19 protein-coding genes and 1 tRNA gene are annotated in these 19,019 nt (G+C 69.5%); 14 read left to right on the forward strand and 6 right to left on the reverse strand.

All coding sequences use genetic code 11. The features are described 5' to 3' along the window. Nucleotides 1-7 precede the first annotated feature (7 nt). The 8 genes from ccoO to Q8Q71_RS15320 all read left to right on the forward strand — a co-directional run bounded on the left by ccoO (nt 8) and on the right by Q8Q71_RS15320 (nt 6,404). The gene (gene ccoO / locus Q8Q71_RS15285) at nt 8-745 is read left to right on the forward strand and encodes a cytochrome-c oxidase, cbb3-type subunit II (RefSeq protein ID WP_305760459.1); all 738 of its coding nucleotides are present in this window, start codon (nt 8-10) and stop codon (nt 743-745) included. Beyond that, complete coding sequence (locus tag Q8Q71_RS15290) at nt 742-915, forward strand: cbb3-type cytochrome c oxidase subunit 3 (protein ID WP_305760460.1); 174 nt, start codon at nt 742-744, stop codon at nt 913-915. Before ccoO ends, Q8Q71_RS15290 begins: the two co-directional genes overlap by 4 nt. Next, on the forward strand, nt 908-1,873 hold the full coding sequence (gene ccoP, locus Q8Q71_RS15295) for a cytochrome-c oxidase, cbb3-type subunit III (RefSeq protein ID WP_305760461.1): 966 nt from the start codon (nt 908-910) through the stop codon (nt 1,871-1,873). Before Q8Q71_RS15290 ends, ccoP begins: the two co-directional genes overlap by 8 nt. Continuing rightward, complete coding sequence (gene ccoG / locus Q8Q71_RS15300; RefSeq protein ID WP_305760462.1) at nt 1,870-3,360, forward strand: cytochrome c oxidase accessory protein CcoG; 1,491 nt, start codon at nt 1,870-1,872, stop codon at nt 3,358-3,360. Before ccoP ends, ccoG begins: the two co-directional genes overlap by 4 nt. After that, nucleotides 3,357-3,845, forward strand: coding sequence for a FixH family protein (locus Q8Q71_RS15305; RefSeq protein ID WP_305760463.1), 489 nt, complete (start codon nt 3,357-3,359; stop codon nt 3,843-3,845). Before ccoG ends, Q8Q71_RS15305 begins: the two co-directional genes overlap by 4 nt. Before the next feature lie 26 nt (nt 3,846-3,871). Continuing rightward, the gene (locus Q8Q71_RS15310; RefSeq protein ID WP_305760518.1) at nt 3,872-6,010 is read left to right on the forward strand and encodes a heavy metal translocating P-type ATPase; all 2,139 of its coding nucleotides are present in this window, start codon (nt 3,872-3,874) and stop codon (nt 6,008-6,010) included. Beyond that, a complete protein-coding gene (ccoS, locus tag Q8Q71_RS15315) occupies nt 6,007-6,171 on the forward strand; it encodes a cbb3-type cytochrome oxidase assembly protein CcoS (protein WP_305760464.1) in 165 nt (54 codons plus the stop codon). Before Q8Q71_RS15310 ends, ccoS begins: the two co-directional genes overlap by 4 nt. A gap of 77 nt (nt 6,172-6,248) precedes the next feature. After that, the gene (locus tag Q8Q71_RS15320) at nt 6,249-6,404 is read left to right on the forward strand and encodes a hypothetical protein (RefSeq protein ID WP_305760465.1); all 156 of its coding nucleotides are present in this window, start codon (nt 6,249-6,251) and stop codon (nt 6,402-6,404) included. Here the strand turns inward: Q8Q71_RS15320 and Q8Q71_RS15325 are convergent. Together Q8Q71_RS15325 and Q8Q71_RS15330 are read right to left on the reverse strand one after the other, a co-directional pair. After that, nucleotides 6,395-6,470: transfer RNA gene (locus Q8Q71_RS15325), tRNA-Lys, on the reverse strand. The genes Q8Q71_RS15320 and Q8Q71_RS15325 overlap by 10 nt on opposite strands. A gap of 149 nt (nt 6,471-6,619) precedes the next feature. Next, on the reverse strand, nt 6,620-8,248 hold the full coding sequence (locus Q8Q71_RS15330) for a pectate lyase (protein WP_305760466.1): 1,629 nt from the start codon (nt 8,246-8,248) through the stop codon (nt 6,620-6,622). A gap of 140 nt (nt 8,249-8,388) precedes the next feature. On the opposite strand from Q8Q71_RS15330, the gene Q8Q71_RS15335 reads away from it, so the two are divergent. Then, the gene (locus Q8Q71_RS15335) at nt 8,389-9,840 is read left to right on the forward strand and encodes an amino acid permease (RefSeq protein WP_305760467.1); all 1,452 of its coding nucleotides are present in this window, start codon (nt 8,389-8,391) and stop codon (nt 9,838-9,840) included. Continuing rightward, nucleotides 9,840-10,193: an Hpt domain-containing protein gene (locus Q8Q71_RS15340; protein WP_305760468.1), complete on the forward strand. Its 354-nt coding sequence runs from the start codon at nt 9,840-9,842 to the stop codon at nt 10,191-10,193. Before Q8Q71_RS15335 ends, Q8Q71_RS15340 begins: the two co-directional genes overlap by 1 nt. Here the strand turns inward: Q8Q71_RS15340 and Q8Q71_RS15345 are convergent. Further along, a complete protein-coding gene (locus Q8Q71_RS15345; protein WP_305760469.1) occupies nt 10,190-10,534 on the reverse strand; it encodes a chorismate mutase in 345 nt (114 codons plus the stop codon). The two genes, Q8Q71_RS15340 and Q8Q71_RS15345, sit on opposite strands and share 4 nt — an antisense overlap. After that, nucleotides 10,506-11,321 carry a ferredoxin--NADP reductase gene (locus Q8Q71_RS15350; protein WP_305760470.1) on the reverse strand — a complete coding sequence of 272 codons (816 nt, stop codon included), beginning with the start codon at nt 11,319-11,321 and terminating at the stop codon, nt 10,506-10,508. Before Q8Q71_RS15350 ends, Q8Q71_RS15345 begins: the two co-directional genes overlap by 29 nt. Before the next feature lie 104 nt (nt 11,322-11,425). Between Q8Q71_RS15350 and Q8Q71_RS15355 the strand changes: the two genes are divergently transcribed. The 4 genes from Q8Q71_RS15355 to Q8Q71_RS15370 all read left to right on the forward strand — a co-directional run bounded on the left by Q8Q71_RS15355 (nt 11,426) and on the right by Q8Q71_RS15370 (nt 16,214). Further along, nucleotides 11,426-13,789 (forward strand): S9 family peptidase, encoded by a 2,364-nt coding sequence (locus Q8Q71_RS15355; protein WP_305760471.1) that lies wholly within the window; start codon nt 11,426-11,428, stop codon nt 13,787-13,789. Nucleotides 13,790-14,055: 266 nt separating this feature from the next. Beyond that, nucleotides 14,056-15,432, forward strand: coding sequence for an amidase (locus Q8Q71_RS15360; RefSeq protein WP_305760519.1), 1,377 nt, complete (start codon nt 14,056-14,058; stop codon nt 15,430-15,432). A 6-nt stretch (nt 15,433-15,438) separates the two neighbouring features. Continuing rightward, the gene (locus Q8Q71_RS15365; protein WP_305760472.1) at nt 15,439-15,942 is read left to right on the forward strand and encodes a low affinity iron permease family protein; all 504 of its coding nucleotides are present in this window, start codon (nt 15,439-15,441) and stop codon (nt 15,940-15,942) included. Beyond that, the gene (locus Q8Q71_RS15370; protein WP_305760473.1) at nt 15,939-16,214 is read left to right on the forward strand and encodes a SemiSWEET family sugar transporter; all 276 of its coding nucleotides are present in this window, start codon (nt 15,939-15,941) and stop codon (nt 16,212-16,214) included. The genes Q8Q71_RS15365 and Q8Q71_RS15370 overlap by 4 nt, the downstream gene beginning before the upstream one ends. A 37-nt stretch (nt 16,215-16,251) precedes the next feature. Here Q8Q71_RS15370 and cysC read toward each other — a convergent pair whose 3' ends face one another. Continuing rightward, entirely contained in the window at nt 16,252-18,081 is a 1,830-nt protein-coding gene (gene cysC / locus Q8Q71_RS15375) for an adenylyl-sulfate kinase (protein ID WP_305760474.1), read from the reverse strand. Beyond that, entirely contained in the window at nt 18,081-18,986 is a 906-nt protein-coding gene (gene cysD, locus Q8Q71_RS15380; RefSeq protein ID WP_305760475.1) for a sulfate adenylyltransferase subunit CysD, read from the reverse strand. Before cysD ends, cysC begins: the two co-directional genes overlap by 1 nt. Between the last annotated feature and the right edge of the window lie 33 nt (nt 18,987-19,019).

The following is a 19,019-nucleotide window of genomic DNA, read 5'->3' on the forward strand; positions in this document are numbered from 1 at the left end:
CAGCCCCATGTGGAAGAAGCACGCGAAATTCGAGCGCCACTCGTTCTGGCTGGTGATCGGAATCACCATCGTGGTGTCGATCGGCGGCATCGTGGAGATCGCCCCGCTGTTCTGGGTCGAGAGCACGATTGAGGAGGTGGAGGGCGTCCGCCCCTACACCCCGCTCGAGCTGGCCGGTCGGGACATCTACATCGCCGAGGGCTGCTACAGCTGCCACTCGCAGATGATCCGTCCGCTGCGCGACGAGGTCGAACGCTACGGCCACTACAGCCTCGCCGCCGAGAGCATGTACGACCATCCGTTCCAGTGGGGCTCCAAGCGCACGGGGCCGGATCTGGCCCGGGTGGGCGGCAAGTATTCGAACGAGTGGCATCGCGAACACCTGGGCGATCCGCGCGCCGTGGTGCCGGAGTCCAACATGCCGCCCTACCGGTTCCTGGCCGACCAGGACCTGGACCAGCACGCCATCCGGGCGAAGCTGCGGACCATGCTGGCGGTCGGGGTGCCCTATACGGCCGAGCAGATCGCGAACGCTGAGGCGGACCTGAACGCCCAGGTCGATCCGTATGCGAGCGAGACCTCCGAGTTGCGGAGCCGCTACGGCCCGAGGGTCGCCCAGGGCGATTTCGACGGCGACCCTGCGCGTCTGACCAAGATGGACGCCCTGATCGCCTATCTTCAGCAACTCGGCACGATGGTGGATTTCCGCACCTACCAGGCCGAAGACCCGGACAACATGCGATGAGCGGGCTCGATTACGAAGCCGTGGCGCGGTTCGCCCAGCAAGGCGGCACCCTCTATTTCGGGGCCATCTTCATCGCGGGGCTGGTCTACGCCCTGTGGCCCAAACACGGCGAAGCCTTCCGCCGCCTCTCTCACCTGCCGCTCGAAAAGGACGAGGACGAGCATGTCTGAACGCGAGCGCGACGAACACTCCGGCGTCGAGACGACCGGACACGAATGGGACGGCCTCAAGGAGCTGGACAATCCGCTGCCGCGCTGGTGGCTGTGGATTTTCTACGGCTGCATCGCCTTCTCCGTGATCTACTGGGTCCTGATGCCGGCCTGGCCCGGCGCCAACGGCTACACGCCCGGCCTGTTGAAGCAGTCCGACCGGGCCAATGTGGTCAAAGAGTTGAACGCCCTGCAGGCCCAGCGCGGCCGGGGCGAGGCGATGCTGGTGACGGCCTCCCTGCAACAGATCGAGGCGGATCCGGACCTGCAGGCGCACGCGCTCGCGGTCGGGCAGTCGGTCTTCGGCGACAACTGCGCGAGCTGCCACGGCGTGGGCGGCGGCGGAGCCAAGGGCTATCCCAACCTGCGCGATGACGTGTGGCTGTGGGGCGGCTCGCTGGAAGAGATCGAACACACGATCCGCGTCGGCGTCCGGTCCGGCCACGCCGAGACCCGCATCTCGCAGATGCCGGCGTTCGGACGCGACGGCATGCTCGACGCCGGCCAGACCGCCGATCTGACCGAATATGTCGTCGCCCTGTCGGGCCGACAGGCGGACGCCGCGGCCGTGGGGCGGGCCCGGCAGCTGTTCGCCGACAACTGCGCGGCCTGCCATACGCCCACCGGCGTCGGAGACCGCGCGCAGGGCGCGCCCAACCTGACCGACCGCGAATGGTTGTTCGGCTCGGACCGCGAAACCATCCGCGGCCAGATCCACAACGGCCGCAACGGGGTCATGCCCACCTGGGAGGGCCGTTTCTCGCCCGGTGTGATCAAGGCCCTGGCCGTTTACGTCCACGTCAACGCCGGCGGCGGCGAAGCCTCCGCAGGCGGCGATGAGGTTTCCACAGGCAGCGGCGAAGCCTCCGCAGGCGGCGATGAAGTCTCCTCCGGCGCGGTTGAAGCCGCCGTGCGATGACCCTCATCATCGACCGGACCCGCGAACGCCCGGCGACCACGGGTCCGGTTTCCGTCGCCGAGAAGCAGCGCGAGAAGGCCCGTCCCAAGGGTCTCTACAAGCCGCGTACACCGATCTACCCCAAGCTGGTTCACGGCCGGTGGCGGTGGCTCAAATGGGCGCTGCTGATCGTCATGCTGGCGATCTACTACATCACCCCGTGGATCCGCTGGGAGCGCCCGGGCGCCCTGCCGGACCAGGCCGTGCTGGTCGATTTCGACGGCGGACGCTTCTACTTCTTTATGATCCAGCTGTGGCCGCAGGAGGTGTATTTCATCACCGGCCTGCTGGTGATCTCGGCGCTCGCCCTGTTCCTCGTCACGGCCCTGTTCGGACGGCTGTGGTGCGGCTACGCCTGCCCGCAGACGGTCTGGACCGACCTCTACATCCATATCGAGCGGATGTTCGAGGGCGACCGTAACGCCCGCATGCGGCTCGACGCGGCCCCGACGTCCTTCAACAAGCTGTGGCGCAAGGCCGGCAAGCACCTCGTCTGGATCGGCATCGCCTTCGGCACGGGCGGGGCGTGGATCTTCTATTTTCACGACGCGCCCGACCTGATCCGCACCTTCTGGGTCGGAACGGCTCCGATGACGGCCTATGTGTCGTGCGCGGTCCTGACCTTCACCACCTATGTCTTCGCCGGCCACATGCGCGAGCAGGTCTGCACCTATATGTGCCCGTGGCCGCGGATCCAGGGGGCCATGCTGGACGACCAGTCGTTCCAGGTCACCTATCGCTACGACCGCGGCGAGCCCCGCGGCCCGCACAAGAAGGCCGAATCCTGGGAGGGCCGGGGCGACTGCATCGACTGCAACCAGTGCGTCGTGGTCTGCCCGATGGGGATCGACATCCGCGACGGGGCGCAGCTGGAGTGCATCAACTGCGGCCTGTGCATCGACGCCTGCAACGAGGTCATGGACAAGGTCGGCCGGCCGCGCGGCCTGATCGCCTATGACACCGACGCGGCCGTCGCGGCCCGGAACTGCGGTCAGAAACCGGAGCATCGGCTGATCCGGCCGCGCACCCTCTATTACGGCCTGGCGCTGATGCTGGTCGGGGGCCTGATGATCTGGGGCTTCAGCACGCGCGAGCAGCTGGGCGTCCATGCCCTGCGGGACCGCAACCCGGCCTATGTCCGGCTGCACGACGGCGCCGTCCGCAATGGCTACACGTTGAAGATCGCCAACCACGGGTTCGAAACCGCCACCGTCGAGATTCGCTACGCCGGGGTTCCCGGGGCGGAACTGAGGATCCCCGGCCAGCCGGGCGCCGATCCACTCCGTGTCGAGGTCGAGCCGAACCGCGTCACCCCGCTGCGCATCTTCGTCACCGCCCCGGCGGATCACGTCGGAGACGGCAGCCGGGACGCCGCCTTCGAGGTCCTCTCGGGCGGGAAGACGAAGATTGTCCCCACCGCCTTCGACTATGGGAGCCAGCCGCAATGAACGCCGCGACGAAGTCCGTGAAGCCGCCGTTCGTCGTCAAGGGATGGCACGTCGCCGCGGGCGTCGTGGCCTTCTTCGCCCTGGTGGTCGGCGTCGACGCCGCCTTTCTGGTGATGGCCTACCGCACCCATCCCGGCCAGGTCGCCGCGCGGCCCTATGAGGCGGGGTTGATCTACAACGCCGAACTGGAGCGCCTCCGGGTCCAGGATGCGTTGGGCTGGCGGGCGGGGGCCGAGGCCCGGGCGAACGGACTGGACGTGTTGATGCAGGACCGCGAGGGCCGTCCGCTCACGGGACTCAGGGTGTCGGCCACGCTCCAGCGCCCCGCGACCGAACAAGGCCGCGCCGAGGTCGTCCTCGGGGAAACGGCCCCCGGCCGGTACGCCGTCGACCGCGCCCTCTCCGGCGCCTGGGACGCCCGGATCGAGGCCGCGGACGACGCGGGCCGCACCTTCATCGCCGAGCGGAGGCTGACGTGGCCGTGACCTTCGAGGCGGCGACCGGACCGGACATGTCGGCCTTCCTGCGCCGGCAGGAGGATGGCCGCGCCCGCCTCGATCTGCTGGTGACGGGGGCCCGCTGCGCCGGCTGCATCTCGAAGATCGAACGGGAGGTGTCGCGTCTGCCGGGGGTCGAGTCGGTCCGCCTGAACCTGTCGACCGGCCGCCTCGCCATCGGCCTGGCCAGCGCCAGCGTCGACCCGGGCCGGATCATCTCTGCGCTGGACCGGCTGGGCTATCCGGCGACGCCGTTCGATCCCGGCGCCGCCATGGTCCAGCGCGACCGCGAGGGGCGGCGGCTGATCCTCGCCCTCGCCGTGGCCGGCTTCGGCGCCATGAACGCCATGATGTTCTCGGTGCCGATCTGGGCCGGGCTGTTCGATCAGGAGCTGGGCCCGGCGACCCGCTCCATGATGATGTGGATGTCGGCCGCCGTCGGAGCGCCCTGCGCCATCTTCGCCGGCATGCCCTTCTTCCAGTCGGCCTGGCGGTCGTTGAGGGCCGGCCGGGCCAATATGGACGTGCCGATCTCGGTCGGGGTGATCCTGACCCTGGCGATCAGCTTCTCCGAGACCATCCTGAACGGGCGCGACGCCTATTTCGACGCCGCCGTCTCCCTGCTGTTCCTGCTGCTGATCGGGCGGTGGCTCGACCATGTGCTGCGGGCCAAGGCGCGGAGCGCGGCCGGCGATCTGCTGGCACTTCAGGCCCCCGCCGCCTGCGTCGTCGACGCGCGGGGCGTCGAACGATCGGTGCCGCTCGGCGACATCCGGCCGGGCGACCTCCTTCGCGTGCGGCCTGGCGACCGCATTCCGGTCGACGCAACCCTGGAGCAGGGCGAGGCGCTCCTCGACAACAGCCTGCTGACCGGCGAGAGCGTCCCGGAACGGGTTCGCCCGGGACAGCTGTGCCGCGCCGGCGCCGTCAACACCGCCGGCCTGCTGACCTTGCGGGCCAGCGCCCGGTCGGAGGACTCGACGCTGGCGGCCATCGCCCGGCTGGTCGAGGCGGGGGCCCAGTCGCGCTCGCGCTATGTCCGGCTCGCCGATCGCGCCGCCGCCCTCTATGTGCCGGTGGTGCATGCGGCGGCCCTGGCGACCTTCGCCGGCGGCTGGGCCCTGGGCCTGGACCCCCGGGAAGCCCTGATCCGGGCCGTGGCCGTCCTGATCGTCACCTGCCCCTGCGCCCTGGGCCTGGCCGTTCCGGCCGTACAGGTCGTCGCCTCGGCCCGGCTGTTCCGCCGGGGCGTGCTGGTCAAGTCGGGGGCGGCGCTGGAGCGTCTGGCCGAGATCGACCATGTGGTCTTCGACAAGACCGGCGTGCTGACCGAGGGCCGTCCGGCGCTGGTGGGCGCGTCTCAGGCCGTTATCGCCATGGCGGCCCCGCTGGCCCGCGCCTCCGGTCATCCGATGGCCCGCGCCGTGGCCCGGGCCGCGGGGGACGGACCTGTCGCCGCCGACGTCGTCGAACACGCCGGTCTGGGGGTCGAGGGGCTGATCGACGGGCGGCGCGCCCGCCTCGGCCGGGCGGTCTTCGTCGGCGCCCCGACCCTGCGATCGGGTGAAACGGAACTCTGGTTCGGCTTCGAGGGCGAGACCAAGGTCCGGCTGCAATTCTCGGACATCGTCAGGCCGGATGCGGCCGCGACCATCGCCGCCCTGACGGCGCGCGGGATCACGGTGGAAATCCTGTCCGGCGATCAGGTCGGCGCGGTCCGGGCGGCGGCCGATACGGTGGGCGTGGCGGCCTGGAGGGCCGGACTGATGCCGCAGGAGAAGGCCGAGGCCATCGACCGCCTCGCCGCCGACGGCCGCAAGGTATTGATGGTCGGGGACGGGCTCAACGACGCCGCCGCCCTGGCGCGGGCCCACGCGGCCATCGCGCCGGGGTCGGCGCTCGAGGCCAGCCAGAACGCCGCCGATCTGGTGCTCACCCGGGGCGCGTTGACGACCATCGTCGAGGCGATCGACGTGGCCCGTTCGGCCCGGCGCCGGGCGCTGGAGAATTTCGGTTTCGCCGCCCTCTACAATCTGGTCGCCGCGCCGGCGGCCATGCTCGGCCTCGTCAATCCGTTCGTCGCCGCCCTGGCGATGTCCGGTTCGTCGCTGGTGGTCACCCTCAATGCGCTCAGGGTCAGGGGCGGGCGATGAACATCATCTTCCTGCTGGCGCCGTTCTCGGTGGCCCTCGGCCTGATCGCCGTGGGGGCCTTTGTCTGGACCCTGCGCTCCGGCCAGTACGACGACATCGAAGGGTCGGCGGCCCGCATCCTGATCGAGGACGACCCCGGGTCCGACGCGCCCGCGCCCTGAGGCCGTTCCGCGTTTGACGCCGATCAATGCGTTCCCGCGCCGGGCGCGGTCCTGTGAGGCCGCAAAGGAGCCCGGCCATGTCCGAAGACACTCTCCCGATCCTGCTCATGATCGTCGCCTTCTTCCTGACCTTCCTCATGCCGGTCGGAGGCGTGTCGATCCTTGGCCGTCCCCGCCTGGTTCCGCAGGGGACGCCGATGCGCCGGTCGGCCGGCGGGGACGATGGTGGGTGATGTAGGGTTCGAACCTACGACCCGCTGATTAAGAGTCAGCTGCTCTACCAACTGAGCTAATCACCCGGACCATGCGTCGGGCGGAGCCTTTCAAGGCTCGCGCCGTCCCGACCGGGCCGGTTGGGGACCGGCTGCGGCGAGGGGGCGTACCTAATGGGAATGCCGCGCGCGCGCAAGGGGATTTGGCCCGGCGTTCCGGTTTGTCGCAGGCGCGGTCAGGCCGGGGCGGCGGCCTCAAGCGCCTGGATCAGCACGCCCATGTTCTTGATGTACTCGCCGGTCGAGACGCCCATCACCGGGAAGTCGGTGATGTACGGCGAGGTGTCGCTGGCGTCGCCGACGCGGGTGAGGCGGAACTCGCCGGGGGCGACCTCGGGCGAACCGTCGCCGATGTAGGGATTGCTGACCGCCCTCAGCGGCGTGGGCCAGTAGCCGCGCGGGTTCAGTCCGGCGATCAGGGCGGCGATCACCGCGGGCTCGGCCGGTGGGCGGGCGCCGCTGCTGGTCATGTCCGAGACCGAAATGTCCTGCAGGGTGAAATAGCGGGGCAGGGCGACCGAGCCCTGGCGCGCCAGCAGGGGCGAGCCCTCGCGCGCGGCTTCGGGCGTCATCGCGGCCAGACGGTCATACTCGGCGCGCAGCCCCGCGACGTCGACCGCCCGGAACGAACTGTAGTGGATGACCGTGTCCTCGGGGTTCCCGTCGACATAGTAGGCGCCGTTGACGACGTTCGAACCGCGGCGGTGGACGTACAGCGGCCTGTTCGTGCCCGGCTGTATGAAGGTCGGATGGGTGCGGCCGTCGCGCTGGAGCCGCTGGGGCAGGCGGACGGACTCCAGCCAGTCCAGGGCCTCGGGCACGCGGGCGATGTATTTCCGGTCGCCCGTCAGGCGATAGAAGCTGAACAGCTGGCCGATGTTGGCCGCCGTGGTGTGGGTGGCGTAGGCCTCGGGCTCGTAGGTGCGGGCCGCTACGGGCCTGAGGGTGGCGGCGTCGTGCTGGAGGCCCCAGCCGGCCTGGGGCGCGGGCTGCTGGCAGGCGAGGAAGCAGTCCATCGACCGGCGGATCGGGTCGAGCAGACGGCGGTCGCCAAGCGTCTGGTAGCAGAAGATCAGAAACTTGATGTTCTCGCCGGCCACGTCGTCGTTGAACGTGATGTAGCCGGTGTAGTCGGGCCGTCCGTGCAGGCCGGGGTCCTGGCTGAGCGGGTAGCGCTGGGGCCAGCCGCCGTTGGCATACTGGCTGTCGAGGACGAAGCGGATGGCCCGGTCCAGCGGGACGCGGTACGCCCGCTCGCGCTTCTCCAGATAGAGCCGAAGCAGGAATTGGGACGCCTCGGAGGTGCCCGCGTCGTCGAAGGTGGCGTTGCCGTAGTAGTGCTGGAATTCCTCCATCCGCCAGGCGTTCTTGCCATAGGTGTCGTACCAGCGGCGCAGGGACTCCTCGCCCGCCGTGTCGATGACGTAGTTCCAGCCGCCCGAGGGATGCTGACCCCTGACCAGGGCGTCGGCGGCGCTCTTCGCGGCGGCGTAATAGGCCTCGTCGCCGGTGGCGTGGTACGCGTCGAGGAACAGGTGGCCCATGGTCGCCGTGCCCGGGGGCTGGACCCAGATCATGGTCGGCGAGGCCTCCAGCTCGCCCCAGCGGCGCGAGAAGTCGGGCAGGGCCGACCAGACGTAGCCGCCGCCCACCGCGGCCTCCTCGACCATGAAGCGGGTCGCCCGCTTCATGGTCTCCAGTACGGCCGTGCGGTCGGCCCCGGCCGTCTGCGCGAACACCGGGCCGGCGAGCGCGGCCGCGGCCGCCGCCGCCATCAGGCCGCGACGGGAAAACCGGATCGACATTGGACACCTCCTGCAGCCTGACACCGGTATCATTGCAGGAAGCCCGGCGCGTGCAAGCGGGCCATTCCGGTTTGCCGGCGGGCGGGCTAGGCTCCGCGCAAATCAGCCGCCGGGGAGCGGCGCAGGGGAGACGCGACATCATGGCCTTCTGGAACCGCCGGCGCTCGATCGACGCCATGCTGGCCCCGCACGAAGGGCCCGCGCTGAAGAAGACGCTGGGCTGGCCCCACCTGATGGCGCTGGGCGTCGGGGCCATCGTCGGCACCGGCATCCTGACCCTGATCGGGGTCGGGGCCGGGTTGGCGGGTCCGGCGGTGATGATCAGCTTCGCCCTGGCGGGCCTGGTCTGCGCCTGCGCCGCCCTGGCCTATGCCGAACTGTCGACCATGATGCCGGCGGCGGGCAGCGCCTATACCTATTCCTACGCCGTGCTGGGCGAGCTGATCGCCTGGATCGTGGGCTGGAGCCTGATCCTCGAATACTCCCTGGTGGTTTCGGCGGTGGCGGTGGGCTGGTCGGGCTACGCCACCGGCTTCCTGACCGGGATGGGGATTGACCTGCCCACCATGCTGACGGCGGGGCCGCACGTACCGGGCGGCTTCATCAACCTGCCGGCGGTGTTCATCATCGCCGTGGTCACGGGCCTGCTGCTTCTGGGCACGCGGGAAAGCGCCACGGTCAACGCGGTTCTGGTGGCGATCAAGATCGCCGCCCTGATCGCCTTCGTGGCTATCGCCCTGCCGGCCTTCGACGGCGCCAACTTCACCCCCTTCATGCCCAACGGCTTCGGCGCCCCCAGCCTGCCCTTCATGGAGCAGATCACGGGTCAGCCCGTGGTCCAGACCGGGGTCATGGCGGCCGCGGCGATCATCTTTTTCGCCTTCTACGGCTTCGACGCCATCTCGACGGCGGCCGAGGAGACCAAGCGGCCCGAGCGCGATCTGGCCATCGGCATCGTCGGCTCCATGGTCGTCTGCACGGCCTTGTACCTGGTCGTGGCGGCCGCGGCGATCGGCGCCCGGCCAGTGGCCAGCTTCGCCGAAAGCCCCGAGCCCCTGGCCCTGATCCTGCGCGAGATGGGGCAGGGCACAGCGGCGCAGTGGATCGCGGCCAGCGCCGTGATCGCCCTGCCGACCGTGCTGCTGGCCTTCCTGTTCGGCCAGAGCCGGATATTCCTCGGCATGGCGCGCGACGGCCTGTTGCCCCGCAAGCTCGCCAAGGTCTCGGTGCGTGGCGTGCCGGCGGTGGTGACCATCTTCACCGCCATTGTGGTGGCCGCCCTCGCCGGGGTCATGCGGCTGGACGAACTGGCGTCGCTGGCCAACGCCGGGACGCTGGCGGCCTTCGCGGCGGTGGGGGTTTGCCTGATGGTGCTGCGCATCCGCGAACCGAACCGCAAGCGGCTGTTCAAGGCGCCGTTGTGGTGGCTGGTGGGGACGATCACCATCGTCGGCTGCATCATCTTCTTCTTCAGCCTGCGGGGCTCGACGCAGCAGTGGTTCTTCGCCTGGAACGGCGTCGGCCTGATCGTCTATTTCGCCTGGTCGGCGTGGAATTCGCGGCTGGCCAGGGGCGAGGAGGCCGAGGGCTGATGGCCCTGCGCGACCTGTCCGGGGCGGTCGATTTCGCCGTGCTGGAGCGGATGACCGGGGGCGACGACGCCATCACCGAGGAGGTGCTGGGCCTGTTCGCACAGCAGGCGGCGATGTGGTCGCCGATGCTGGACGTGCGCGAGGATGGCTGGCGCGACGGGGTCCACACTCTCCGCGGCGCGGCGGCGGGCATCGGCGCGGGCGAACTTGCGGAGGCCTGCCAGACCGCCGAGGCGGCGGAGAAGGCCGAGGCTCCGCCGCTGCTGGAACGGGTTCGGGATGCGCTGGAGACGGCCCTGGCCGACGTCGCGGCCTATCGGCACGCGCTGATGCTGAGGTCTCTCCGAGGCTAGGCGCGTCTGCGGTCCCAGGCCTCGAACTCGTAGGCGATGCAGCGGTCGATCAGGGTGCGCCAGACCGGCTCGGCGATGGCGGGCGACAGGCCGGCGGGGCCGGCGGCGGCCAGCACCTTGCTCACCACGTCCTCGATGCGGGCGTCGTCGTGCACCACGGAACGGTCCGGCTTGATGCGGGCTGCGGCGTCCATGTAGCGCTGACGCTCGGCCAGCAGCTGGACGAGGGCGCGGTCGAGGGCGTCGACGCCCTGACGGACCTCGGCCATGGTGGCGCAGGCTTCCGGCGCGGTGCGCGGATCGATCGTGACGCTATCCGACAAAGGCGCGCTCCAGCACATAGTCGCCCGGCTCGGCGTTCGAGCCTTCCTTCATGCCGAGGGCCTCGAGCAGTTCGCCCGTCTCCTTGATCATGGCCATGGAGCCGCACAGCATGACCCGGTCGCGGTCGGGCGAGAAGCCGCGCGGCAGGCCGAGGTCGTCAAACAGGGCGCCGGACCTGATCCGGTCGGTGATCCGGCCGGGGTGTTCGAAGGGCTCGCGGGTGACGGTGGGATAGTAGGTCAGCCGGGCCTTCGCCTCCTCGCCGATCAGGGGATCGTCGTGAATCCCCGAGGTCAGGAATTCGCGGTAGGTCAGGTCGGCGACATGGCGCACCGTGTGGCAGACCACGACATGGTCGAAACGGCTGTAAGTGTCGGGATCGCGGACCACGCTGAGCCAGGGCGCCAGGCCGGTGCCCGTCCCGATCAGCCAGAGGCGCTCGCCGCCGGTGAGGGCGTCCAGCACCAGGGTGCCGGTGGGCTTCTTCCCCATCAGGACCGTGTCGCCCGGCTGGATCTTCTGGAGGCGCGAGGTCAGGGGGCCGTCCGGGACCTTGATCGACAGGAATTCCAGCTGCTCGTCCCACGCGGGGCTGGCGATGGAATAGGCCCGCAGGATGGGCTTGCCGCCGTCTTCGCCGGGCAGGCCGATCATCACGAACTCGCCCGAGCGGAAGCGGAAATCGTCGGGTCGGGCGATGGCGAAGCTGAACAGCTGGTCGGTCCAGTGGCGCACCCACAGCACTTCCAGTTCATGGAAGGCGGAGGCTTTCGCGGGTGACGGAGAGGCGGCGACGTCGGTCATTGCGGGCTTATTAGGGGGTGAGGGGGCGGGGGGGAAGCCGTGCGGATGTCGCGCTTGCCGCAAGGGGGATGACGACGCCGGAATCTCCCTCTAGCGTCGCCGCCATGCGCAACAAACTTCTCGTCTCCACCCTGTTTCTCGCGGCGCTTTCGCCGTTCACCGCCGCGATGGCGCAAAGTTCGGACAGGGCGCCGGACCCGGCCGTCCTGACGCCCGAACGGGTCTTCGCCGATCCTTCGCTCACCGGGCCGGTCGCGCGGGGCGTCAGCCTGTCGCCGGACGGCGAACTGGTGGCTTTCCTGCGCTCGAGAGACGACGACGTCGACGTGCTGGACCTGTGGGCGGCGCCGACGGGCGAGGGCGAGCCGTTCAAGCTGATCGACGCCCGGGCGCTGGTCCCCGACGCCGGCGAACTGTCCGAGGCCGAGAAGGCGCGGCGCGAGCGGATGCGGATCTCGCAGCGCGGGGTGGTCGAGTATTCGTGGGACGAGCAGGGGCGCTACATCCTGGCTCCGCTGGAAGGCGACATCTTCCTGGCCGAGCGCCCGGATAACGCGGGAGGGGGCGGGGCGGTGCGCCGTCTGACCGAAACCGAAGCCGACGAGATCGACGCCAAGGTCTCGCCCAAGGGCAATTTCGTCTCCTTCGTGCGCGACCAGGATCTGGTGGTTGTGGATCTGGCCGCCGGCCGCGAGACCGAGGTCACGACCGAAGGCGACGGCCTGATCACCTGGGCCACCGCCGAATTCATCGCCCAGGAGGAGATGGATCGCGACACCGGCTACTGGTGGAGCCCGGACGAGCGCTACATCGCCCTGCAGCGGACCGACGAGGCGACCGTCGACGTCATCCCGCGACTGGACATCACCGGCGGCGGGGCCAGGGTGATCGAGCAGCGCTACCCGCGCGCCGGCCGGCCCAATGCGGTGGTCGAGCTGTTCGTCCACGACCGCGAAAGCGGACGCCGGACGCAGGTCGACCTGGGCGAGAACCGCGACATCTATCTGGCCCGGGTCGACTGGTCGGTCGATGGCCGCACCCTGTATGTCCAGCGCCAGTCGCGCGACCAGAAGACGCTGGACCTGTTGAGCGTCGATCCCGCCACGGGCGCGTCGCGGGTGATCCTGACCCGGACCTCGGACGCATGGGTGCCTCTGAACCACGATTTCCGGGCGCTGGACGACGGGAACTTCATCTGGTCGTCGGAGGAGACGGGCTGGAAACACCTGTATCTCTACGACCGCGACGGGACGATGATCCGGCCGATCACCCACGGTCCGTGGCCGGTGAAGAGCCTTAACGGGGTCAACCAGCAGACCGGCGAGGTCTTCTTCACCGCCTCCTTCGGCTATGCCGAACGGCCCGAGGGCGTCACCGGCGGCCACAGCGCCTGCCCGCTGCCGGGGGGACGGGTGGCGATGTGCGACGTTCAGGGCGAGCGGCCGACGATCCAGCGGCTGTGGCGGGCGTCGCTCAACGAACTGCGCCAGGCCACGCCGGTGACGAGCGACGGCGGCTGGTGGTCGGCCTCGATGAACAAGACCGGCACGGCCTTCGTCGGCAACTATTCGGATCCCGGCACGCCGCCGCAGTCGGGGCTGTATCGGGCCGACGGGACCTTCGTGCGCTGGATCGAGGAGAACCGGCTCGACGAGACCCATCCCTTCTGGCCTTACGCTTCCCGCCGTCAGACGCCGACCTTCGGCACACTGGACAGCCATGGCGAGATGCTGGTCTGGCAGATGACCACGCCGCCGGGCTTCGATCCGTCGAAGCAGTATCCGGTGGTCATGCAGGTCTATGGCGGCCCGTCGGGCGGCGGGGTCAAGCAGGGGTGGCAGCCGGCCACCAGCCAACTGCTGACCGAGGCCGGCTACATCGTCTTCCGCCTCGACAATCGCGGCGAGGGCGACCGGTCGGCGGCCTTCAAACAGGCCCTGTATCTGAAGATGGGCCAGCCCGAGATCGAGGATCAGGTGCTGGCGGCGAACCATCTGCGCTCGCTACCCTATGTTGACGACGACCGCATCGCCATGATGGGCTGGTCCTACGGCGGATTCATGAGCCTGATGGCCCTGACCGAGCCGGAGATGGGCCTGGCCTCGGCCATCGCGGGGGCGCCGCCGACGGAGTGGAGCCTGTACGACACTCACTACACCGAGCGGTACATGTCGACGCCGGAAGCGAATGCCGAGGGCTACGCGGCCTCGGACGCCATTCCGCGCCTGCCGAACCTGACCGGACGGCTGCTGTTGATGCACGGCATGGCCGACGACAACGTCATCCTGGAGAACTCCACGCGGGTCATCGACGCGCTGCAGGCTTCGTCCATTCCCTTCGAACTGATGCTCTACCCCGGCCAGCGCCACGGCGTCCGGGGCAATGAAAGGCAGCTGCAGCAATGGCGGACGTATCTGGACTTCCTGGACCGGACGATCGGTGCAAGGGCGCCCGCCGCGCGGGACTGATCGCGGGGGCGTTCGCGGCACTACTGGCCGGAACAGCCATTGCGCAGGAGGTAGTCATCCGCCCAACCCTCCCGGAAGGCGATCAACCGGTGCTTGTGCCTCATCAAGTCGGGCAGGACTGCCGACCATTGCAGGCTTGGCCGCAGATGATTCAGTCCGAATGGCGAAGCGCTGCCGCGAGAGGGGCGGCCGACATCTGCCTTCCCGAGGGAACAGCAGATCGCCGGGTCAGACGCGTCATGGAGGTTCTCGCTTCCTTGGACTCGATGGATGGGCGGTCCGAAAGCGTCCTTCGATGGAGCGCGCCCGAAGCGTTGGGTACGACCGGTGGAGCACCGGCGTCGTTGCTCTGGAACTTCCCGGTCCTGCTCAAGGACAACATCGAGACCGCCGACATGCCGACCACGGCCGGCTCCTTGGCCCTGGTCGACAACGCGCCCGGCCGCGACGCGCCGCTGGTCACCCGCCTGCGCGAGGCCGGCGCCATCATCCTCGGCAAGACCAATCTCTCCGAATGGGCCAACATCCGGTCGAACAATTCCATCAGCGGCTGGAGCGGCGTCGGCGGGCAGACCCGCAATCCGTACGACCCGGCGCGTACGCCGTGCGGCTCTTCCTCCGGCAGCGCCGTGGCGGTGGCCATCGGCCTGGCGCCGGCGGCGATCGGAACGGAAACCGACGGCTCGATCACCTGCCCGGCCTCGGTGAACGGCGTGGTCGGGTTCAAGCCCACGGTGGGACTGGTCAGCCGCACCCATATCGTGCCCATCGCGCATTCTCAGGACACCGCCGGGCCGATCGCGGCCACGGTCGAGGACGCGGCCGTCGTCCTGACCGCCATCGCCGGCTCGGACCCGCTGGATCCGGCGACCATCGAAGCCGATGCCCGCAAGGTCGACTATCGCGCGGCGCTGGACGCGAATTCGCTGCAGGGCGCCCGCCTCGGGGTCATGCGCTTCCTCGTCTCCAACTATTCCACCGAGACCCAGGCCGAGTTCGAACGCGCGCTGACCAACCTGCGCGCCGCCGGGGCCGAGATCGTCGAGATCACCGAGGCGCCGGAGAATTTCCGCCAGATCGGCGGCTGGGAGCTGACGGTGCTGCTGACCGAACTGAAGCACGACCTGAACCTCTACCTGGCCTCGACCGACCCACAGCAGGTGCGGACGCGGACCCTGGCCGAGGTCATCGCCTTCAACGCCGCCGAGCCGCGCGAGACCGTGCTGTTCGGCCAGGAACTGTTCGACCGGGCCGAGGCGACCGGAGGGCTTGACGATCCGGCCTATGTCGAGGCGCGCGAGCGGTCGTTCCGCGCCGCCGGGCCCGACGGCATCGACCGGATGATGGCGACGCACGGGGTCGTGGCCCTGACCGCCCCGACTACCTCGCGGGCCTGGACCAACGACCGCGAGGACGATGACAACGCCCAGGGATCGGCCAGCCGGCTGGCGGCGGTGGCGGGCTATCCGCACCTGACCGTGCCAATGGGCTTCGACCGCGGCATGCCCGTCGGCCTCAGCTTCATCGGCGGCAAGTGGGACGACGCCCGCATCCTGTCGCTGGGCCACGCCTATGAGCAGGCGACCCACGAACGGCGCCCGCCCCCGGCGCCCGCGCAACCTTCGTCCTCGACCGGCGGTTGAGGCGCAATGGAAAAGCAGTTCGTCAAATTCGCCACAGCCACGGCCAAGGTGGCAGGCAAGCCCTGGACCTTCATCGCCTGCCTCGTCATCGTTCTGTTGTGGGCCGTATCCGGACCGATCTTCAAGTTCAGCGAGTCCTGGCAACTGGTCATCAACACCGGCACCACCATCGTCACCTTCCTGATGGTGTTCCTGATCCAGAACACCCAGAATCGAGACGGGGCGGCGATGCAAGCCAAGCTGGATGAGCTGGTGTTCGCGGTGAAGCGGGCGGATGCGCGCTTCATCGGCATCGAGCATCTGACGGAGAAGGAGCTGGACGCCATCCTTGAGGAGGTGGAGGAACGGGGGTTGGCGGTGCACGCCGGCAAGCCCGCACGAGCCATCGGCGGCACTCCGGGCGCCAGGGCCGAGGCGATCGGGGCGGTACAGCCGAAACGGGCGCGGCCGAAGACCAAGCCCGCCGGAACGGGGTCTCGCAAGAAACCCTCCCGCAAGCCGACGCCGTGAGCGGCCTGATCGCCAATGTCGTCGGGTCCGCCGCGGCCCTGTGCTCGATCGTCAGTTTCGCGCCGCAGATGATCAAGATCTGGAAGACGCGCGACGCATCGGCGGTGTCTCTCAAGACCTATTCCCTGACGGTCGCGTGTTTCGTGCTGTGGACGGCCTATGGCGTGCTGACGACGGCTTGGCCCATCGTCGTCGCCAACGCCTGCGCTCTCGTCATGGCGGCGGGAGTCCTGGTCATGAAGTGGCGGTTCGGCAAAGGCAGTCGGGATTGACCCGTTCCGCGACGCCGGGCGCCGGCCCGGCGTCTGATCAGCCCGTCTGGCGCGCCCTGACGAGCGCCAGAACCTGATCCGCGGCCTCGCCGGGCGAGCAGGCGGCGGCGTCGATGCGGAGTTCGGGCGCCTCGGGCGCCTCATAGGCGCTGTCGACGCCGGTGAAATTAGCGAGCTGGCCGGCGCGGGCCTTGGCGTACAGGCCCTTGACGTCGCGCGCCTCGGCGACCTCGAGCGGGGCGTCGACGAAGATTTCCACGAACTCGCCCGGCTCCATCCGCTCTCGCGCCATTCGGCGTTCGTCGCGGAACGGGGAGATGAAGGAAACCAGGACGATCAGCCCCGCGTCGGTCATCAGCCGGGCAACCTCGGCGACGCGGCGGATGTTCTCGACCCGATCGGCGTCGGTGAAGCCCAGGTCGCGGTTCAGGCCATGGCGGACGTTGTCGCCGTCCAGCAGGACGGTGTGGAGGCCCTCGGCGTTCAACCGCTGCTCGACGCGGTTGGCGATGGTCGACTTGCCGGCGCCTGACAGGCCGGTGAACCAGAGCACCAGCGGCGACTGGCGCTTCAGGGCGGCGCGGTCGGCGCGGCTGACGCTCAGCGCCTGGGGCCGGACATTGGCCGAGCGGCGCAGAGCGAAGCGGATCATGCCCGCGCCGGCGGTTTCGTTGGTCATCCGGTCGATCAGGATGAAGCCGCCGAGGTCGCGGTTGACGGCGTAGGGCTCGAAGGCGACAGGGGCGTCGAGCGCCAGGGTGCAGCGGCCGATGTCATTCAGCGTCAGGGTCGCGGCGGCCAGGTCCTCGCCGGTGTCGACATTGACCTTGTGCCGGATGTCGCTGACCCGGGCGGGCACGGTGGCGGCGCCGAGTTTGAGCCAGTACGCCCGGCCCGGCAGCAGCGGCCGGTCGGACATCCAGACGACATGGGCGTCGAATTGATCGGCGACCTCGGGCGGAGCGTCGGCGGATGCGATCAGGTCGCCGCGCGAGACGTCGACATCGGGGGTCAGGGTCAAGGTGACGGACTGGCCCGCGCGGGCTTCGTCGAGGTCTCCGACCAAAGCGACGATCCGGTCGATCGACGCGCTGACGCCCGACGGCAGGATGCGAATGACGTCGCCGGGACGGGCGGCGCCGGACTCGATGCGGCCTGTGAAGCCGCGGAAATCCGCGTGCCGGGTCACGCCCTGGACCGCCATGCGCAGCGGACCGGATGCGACTTCCGAAACGCGCACCGTCTCGAGATGCGCCATCAGCGGCGGGCCCGCGTACCAAGGCATGGACGCGCCGGCCGTCAGGACGTTGTCGCCTCGCCTCGCGCTGAGGGGAATGGCGGTGACGTCGGTCAGGCCGATCGAGGCGGCGAAGGCGCGGTAGTCGTCGACGATGGCCTCGAACCGGTCCCGCGACCCGTCGACCAGATCCATCTTGTTGACCGCCAGCACCACGCGCCGGACGCCCAGCAGGGCCAGCAGCCGGCTGTGCCGCCGGGTCTGGGTCAGGATGCCCTTGCGCGCGTCGATCAGGACGACGGCGATGTCCGCCGTCGAGGCGGCGGTGACCATGTTGCGCGTGTACTGCTCATGCCCCGGCGTGTCGGCGAGGATGAAGCGGCGCTCGCCGATGTCGAAAAAGCGGTAGGCGACGTCGATGGTGATGCCCTGCTCGCGCTCGGCGGCCAGGCCGTCGACGAGGAAGGACAGGTCCGGCTCGCCGTCGATCAGGGGCAGGGCCGCCGTCTGGTCCGAGGGCACGGCGCCGGCCTCGTGCAGCAGGCGGCCGATCAGGGTCGACTTGCCGTCGTCGACGGAGCCGCAGGTGATGAGGCGGACGATTTCGCGGGGACCGGTGTCGGGAGCCATCAAAAATAGCCCTCGCGCTTCTTCCGCTCCATGGAGGCGGCGGGGTCATGGTCGATGGCGCGGCCCTGACGTTCCGACATCGAGGCCTGGCGCACCTCGCGGACGACGGCGTCCAGGGTGTCTGCGTCGCTCTCGACGGCGGCGGTCAGGGGCCAGCAGCCGAGGGTGCGGAAACGTACGCGGCGTAGGCACGGCTGTTCGCCGGGGCGAAGAGCCATACGGTTGTCGTCGACCATCAGCAGGGCGCCGTCGCGCTCGATGACGAGCCGTTCGGCGGCGAAGTAGAGGGAGGGCAGGGCGACGGCCTCGCGCTGGACGTAGCGCCAGACGTCGATCTCGGTCCAGTTAGACAGGGGGAAGACGCGCAGGGATTCCCCGGCGTTCAGGCGGGTATTGTAAAGGCTCCAGAGCTCGGGCCGCTGGCGTTTGGGGTCCCAGCCGTGGGCGGCGCTGCGGATCGAGACGATCCGCTCCTTGGCCCGGCTCTTCTCCTCGTCGCGGCGGGCGCCGCCGAAGGCCGCGTCGAACCGGTGCAGGACCAGCGCCTGTTTCAGCCCCTGCGTCTTCCACAAATCGGTGTGGACGCCGGCGCCGTGATCGAACGGATTGACCTCCTCGGCCTCGGCTTCGGGATTGCGGTGGACGAAAAGCTGCATCCCCGCATCCGCCGCCGCCCGGTCGCGGAAGGCGTACATCTCGCGGAATTTCCAGGTGGTATCGACGTGCAGCAGGGGGAAGGGCGGCGGGGCGGGATAGAAGGCCTTCCTCGCCAGATGCAGCAGGACGGCCGAGTCCTTGCCGCCCGAGAACAGCAGCACAGGCCGCTCGCATTCGGCGGCGACCTCCCGGAAGATGTGAATGGCCTCGGCTTCAAGGGCGCCAAGGACGTCGTCGTGCAGCCGCATGGTTCAGCTTTGGCCCCGGAATCGCGCGGCGCC

This window comes from Brevundimonas sp., from assembly GCF_030704825.1.
GTDB lineage: Bacteria > Pseudomonadota > Alphaproteobacteria > Caulobacterales > Caulobacteraceae > Brevundimonas.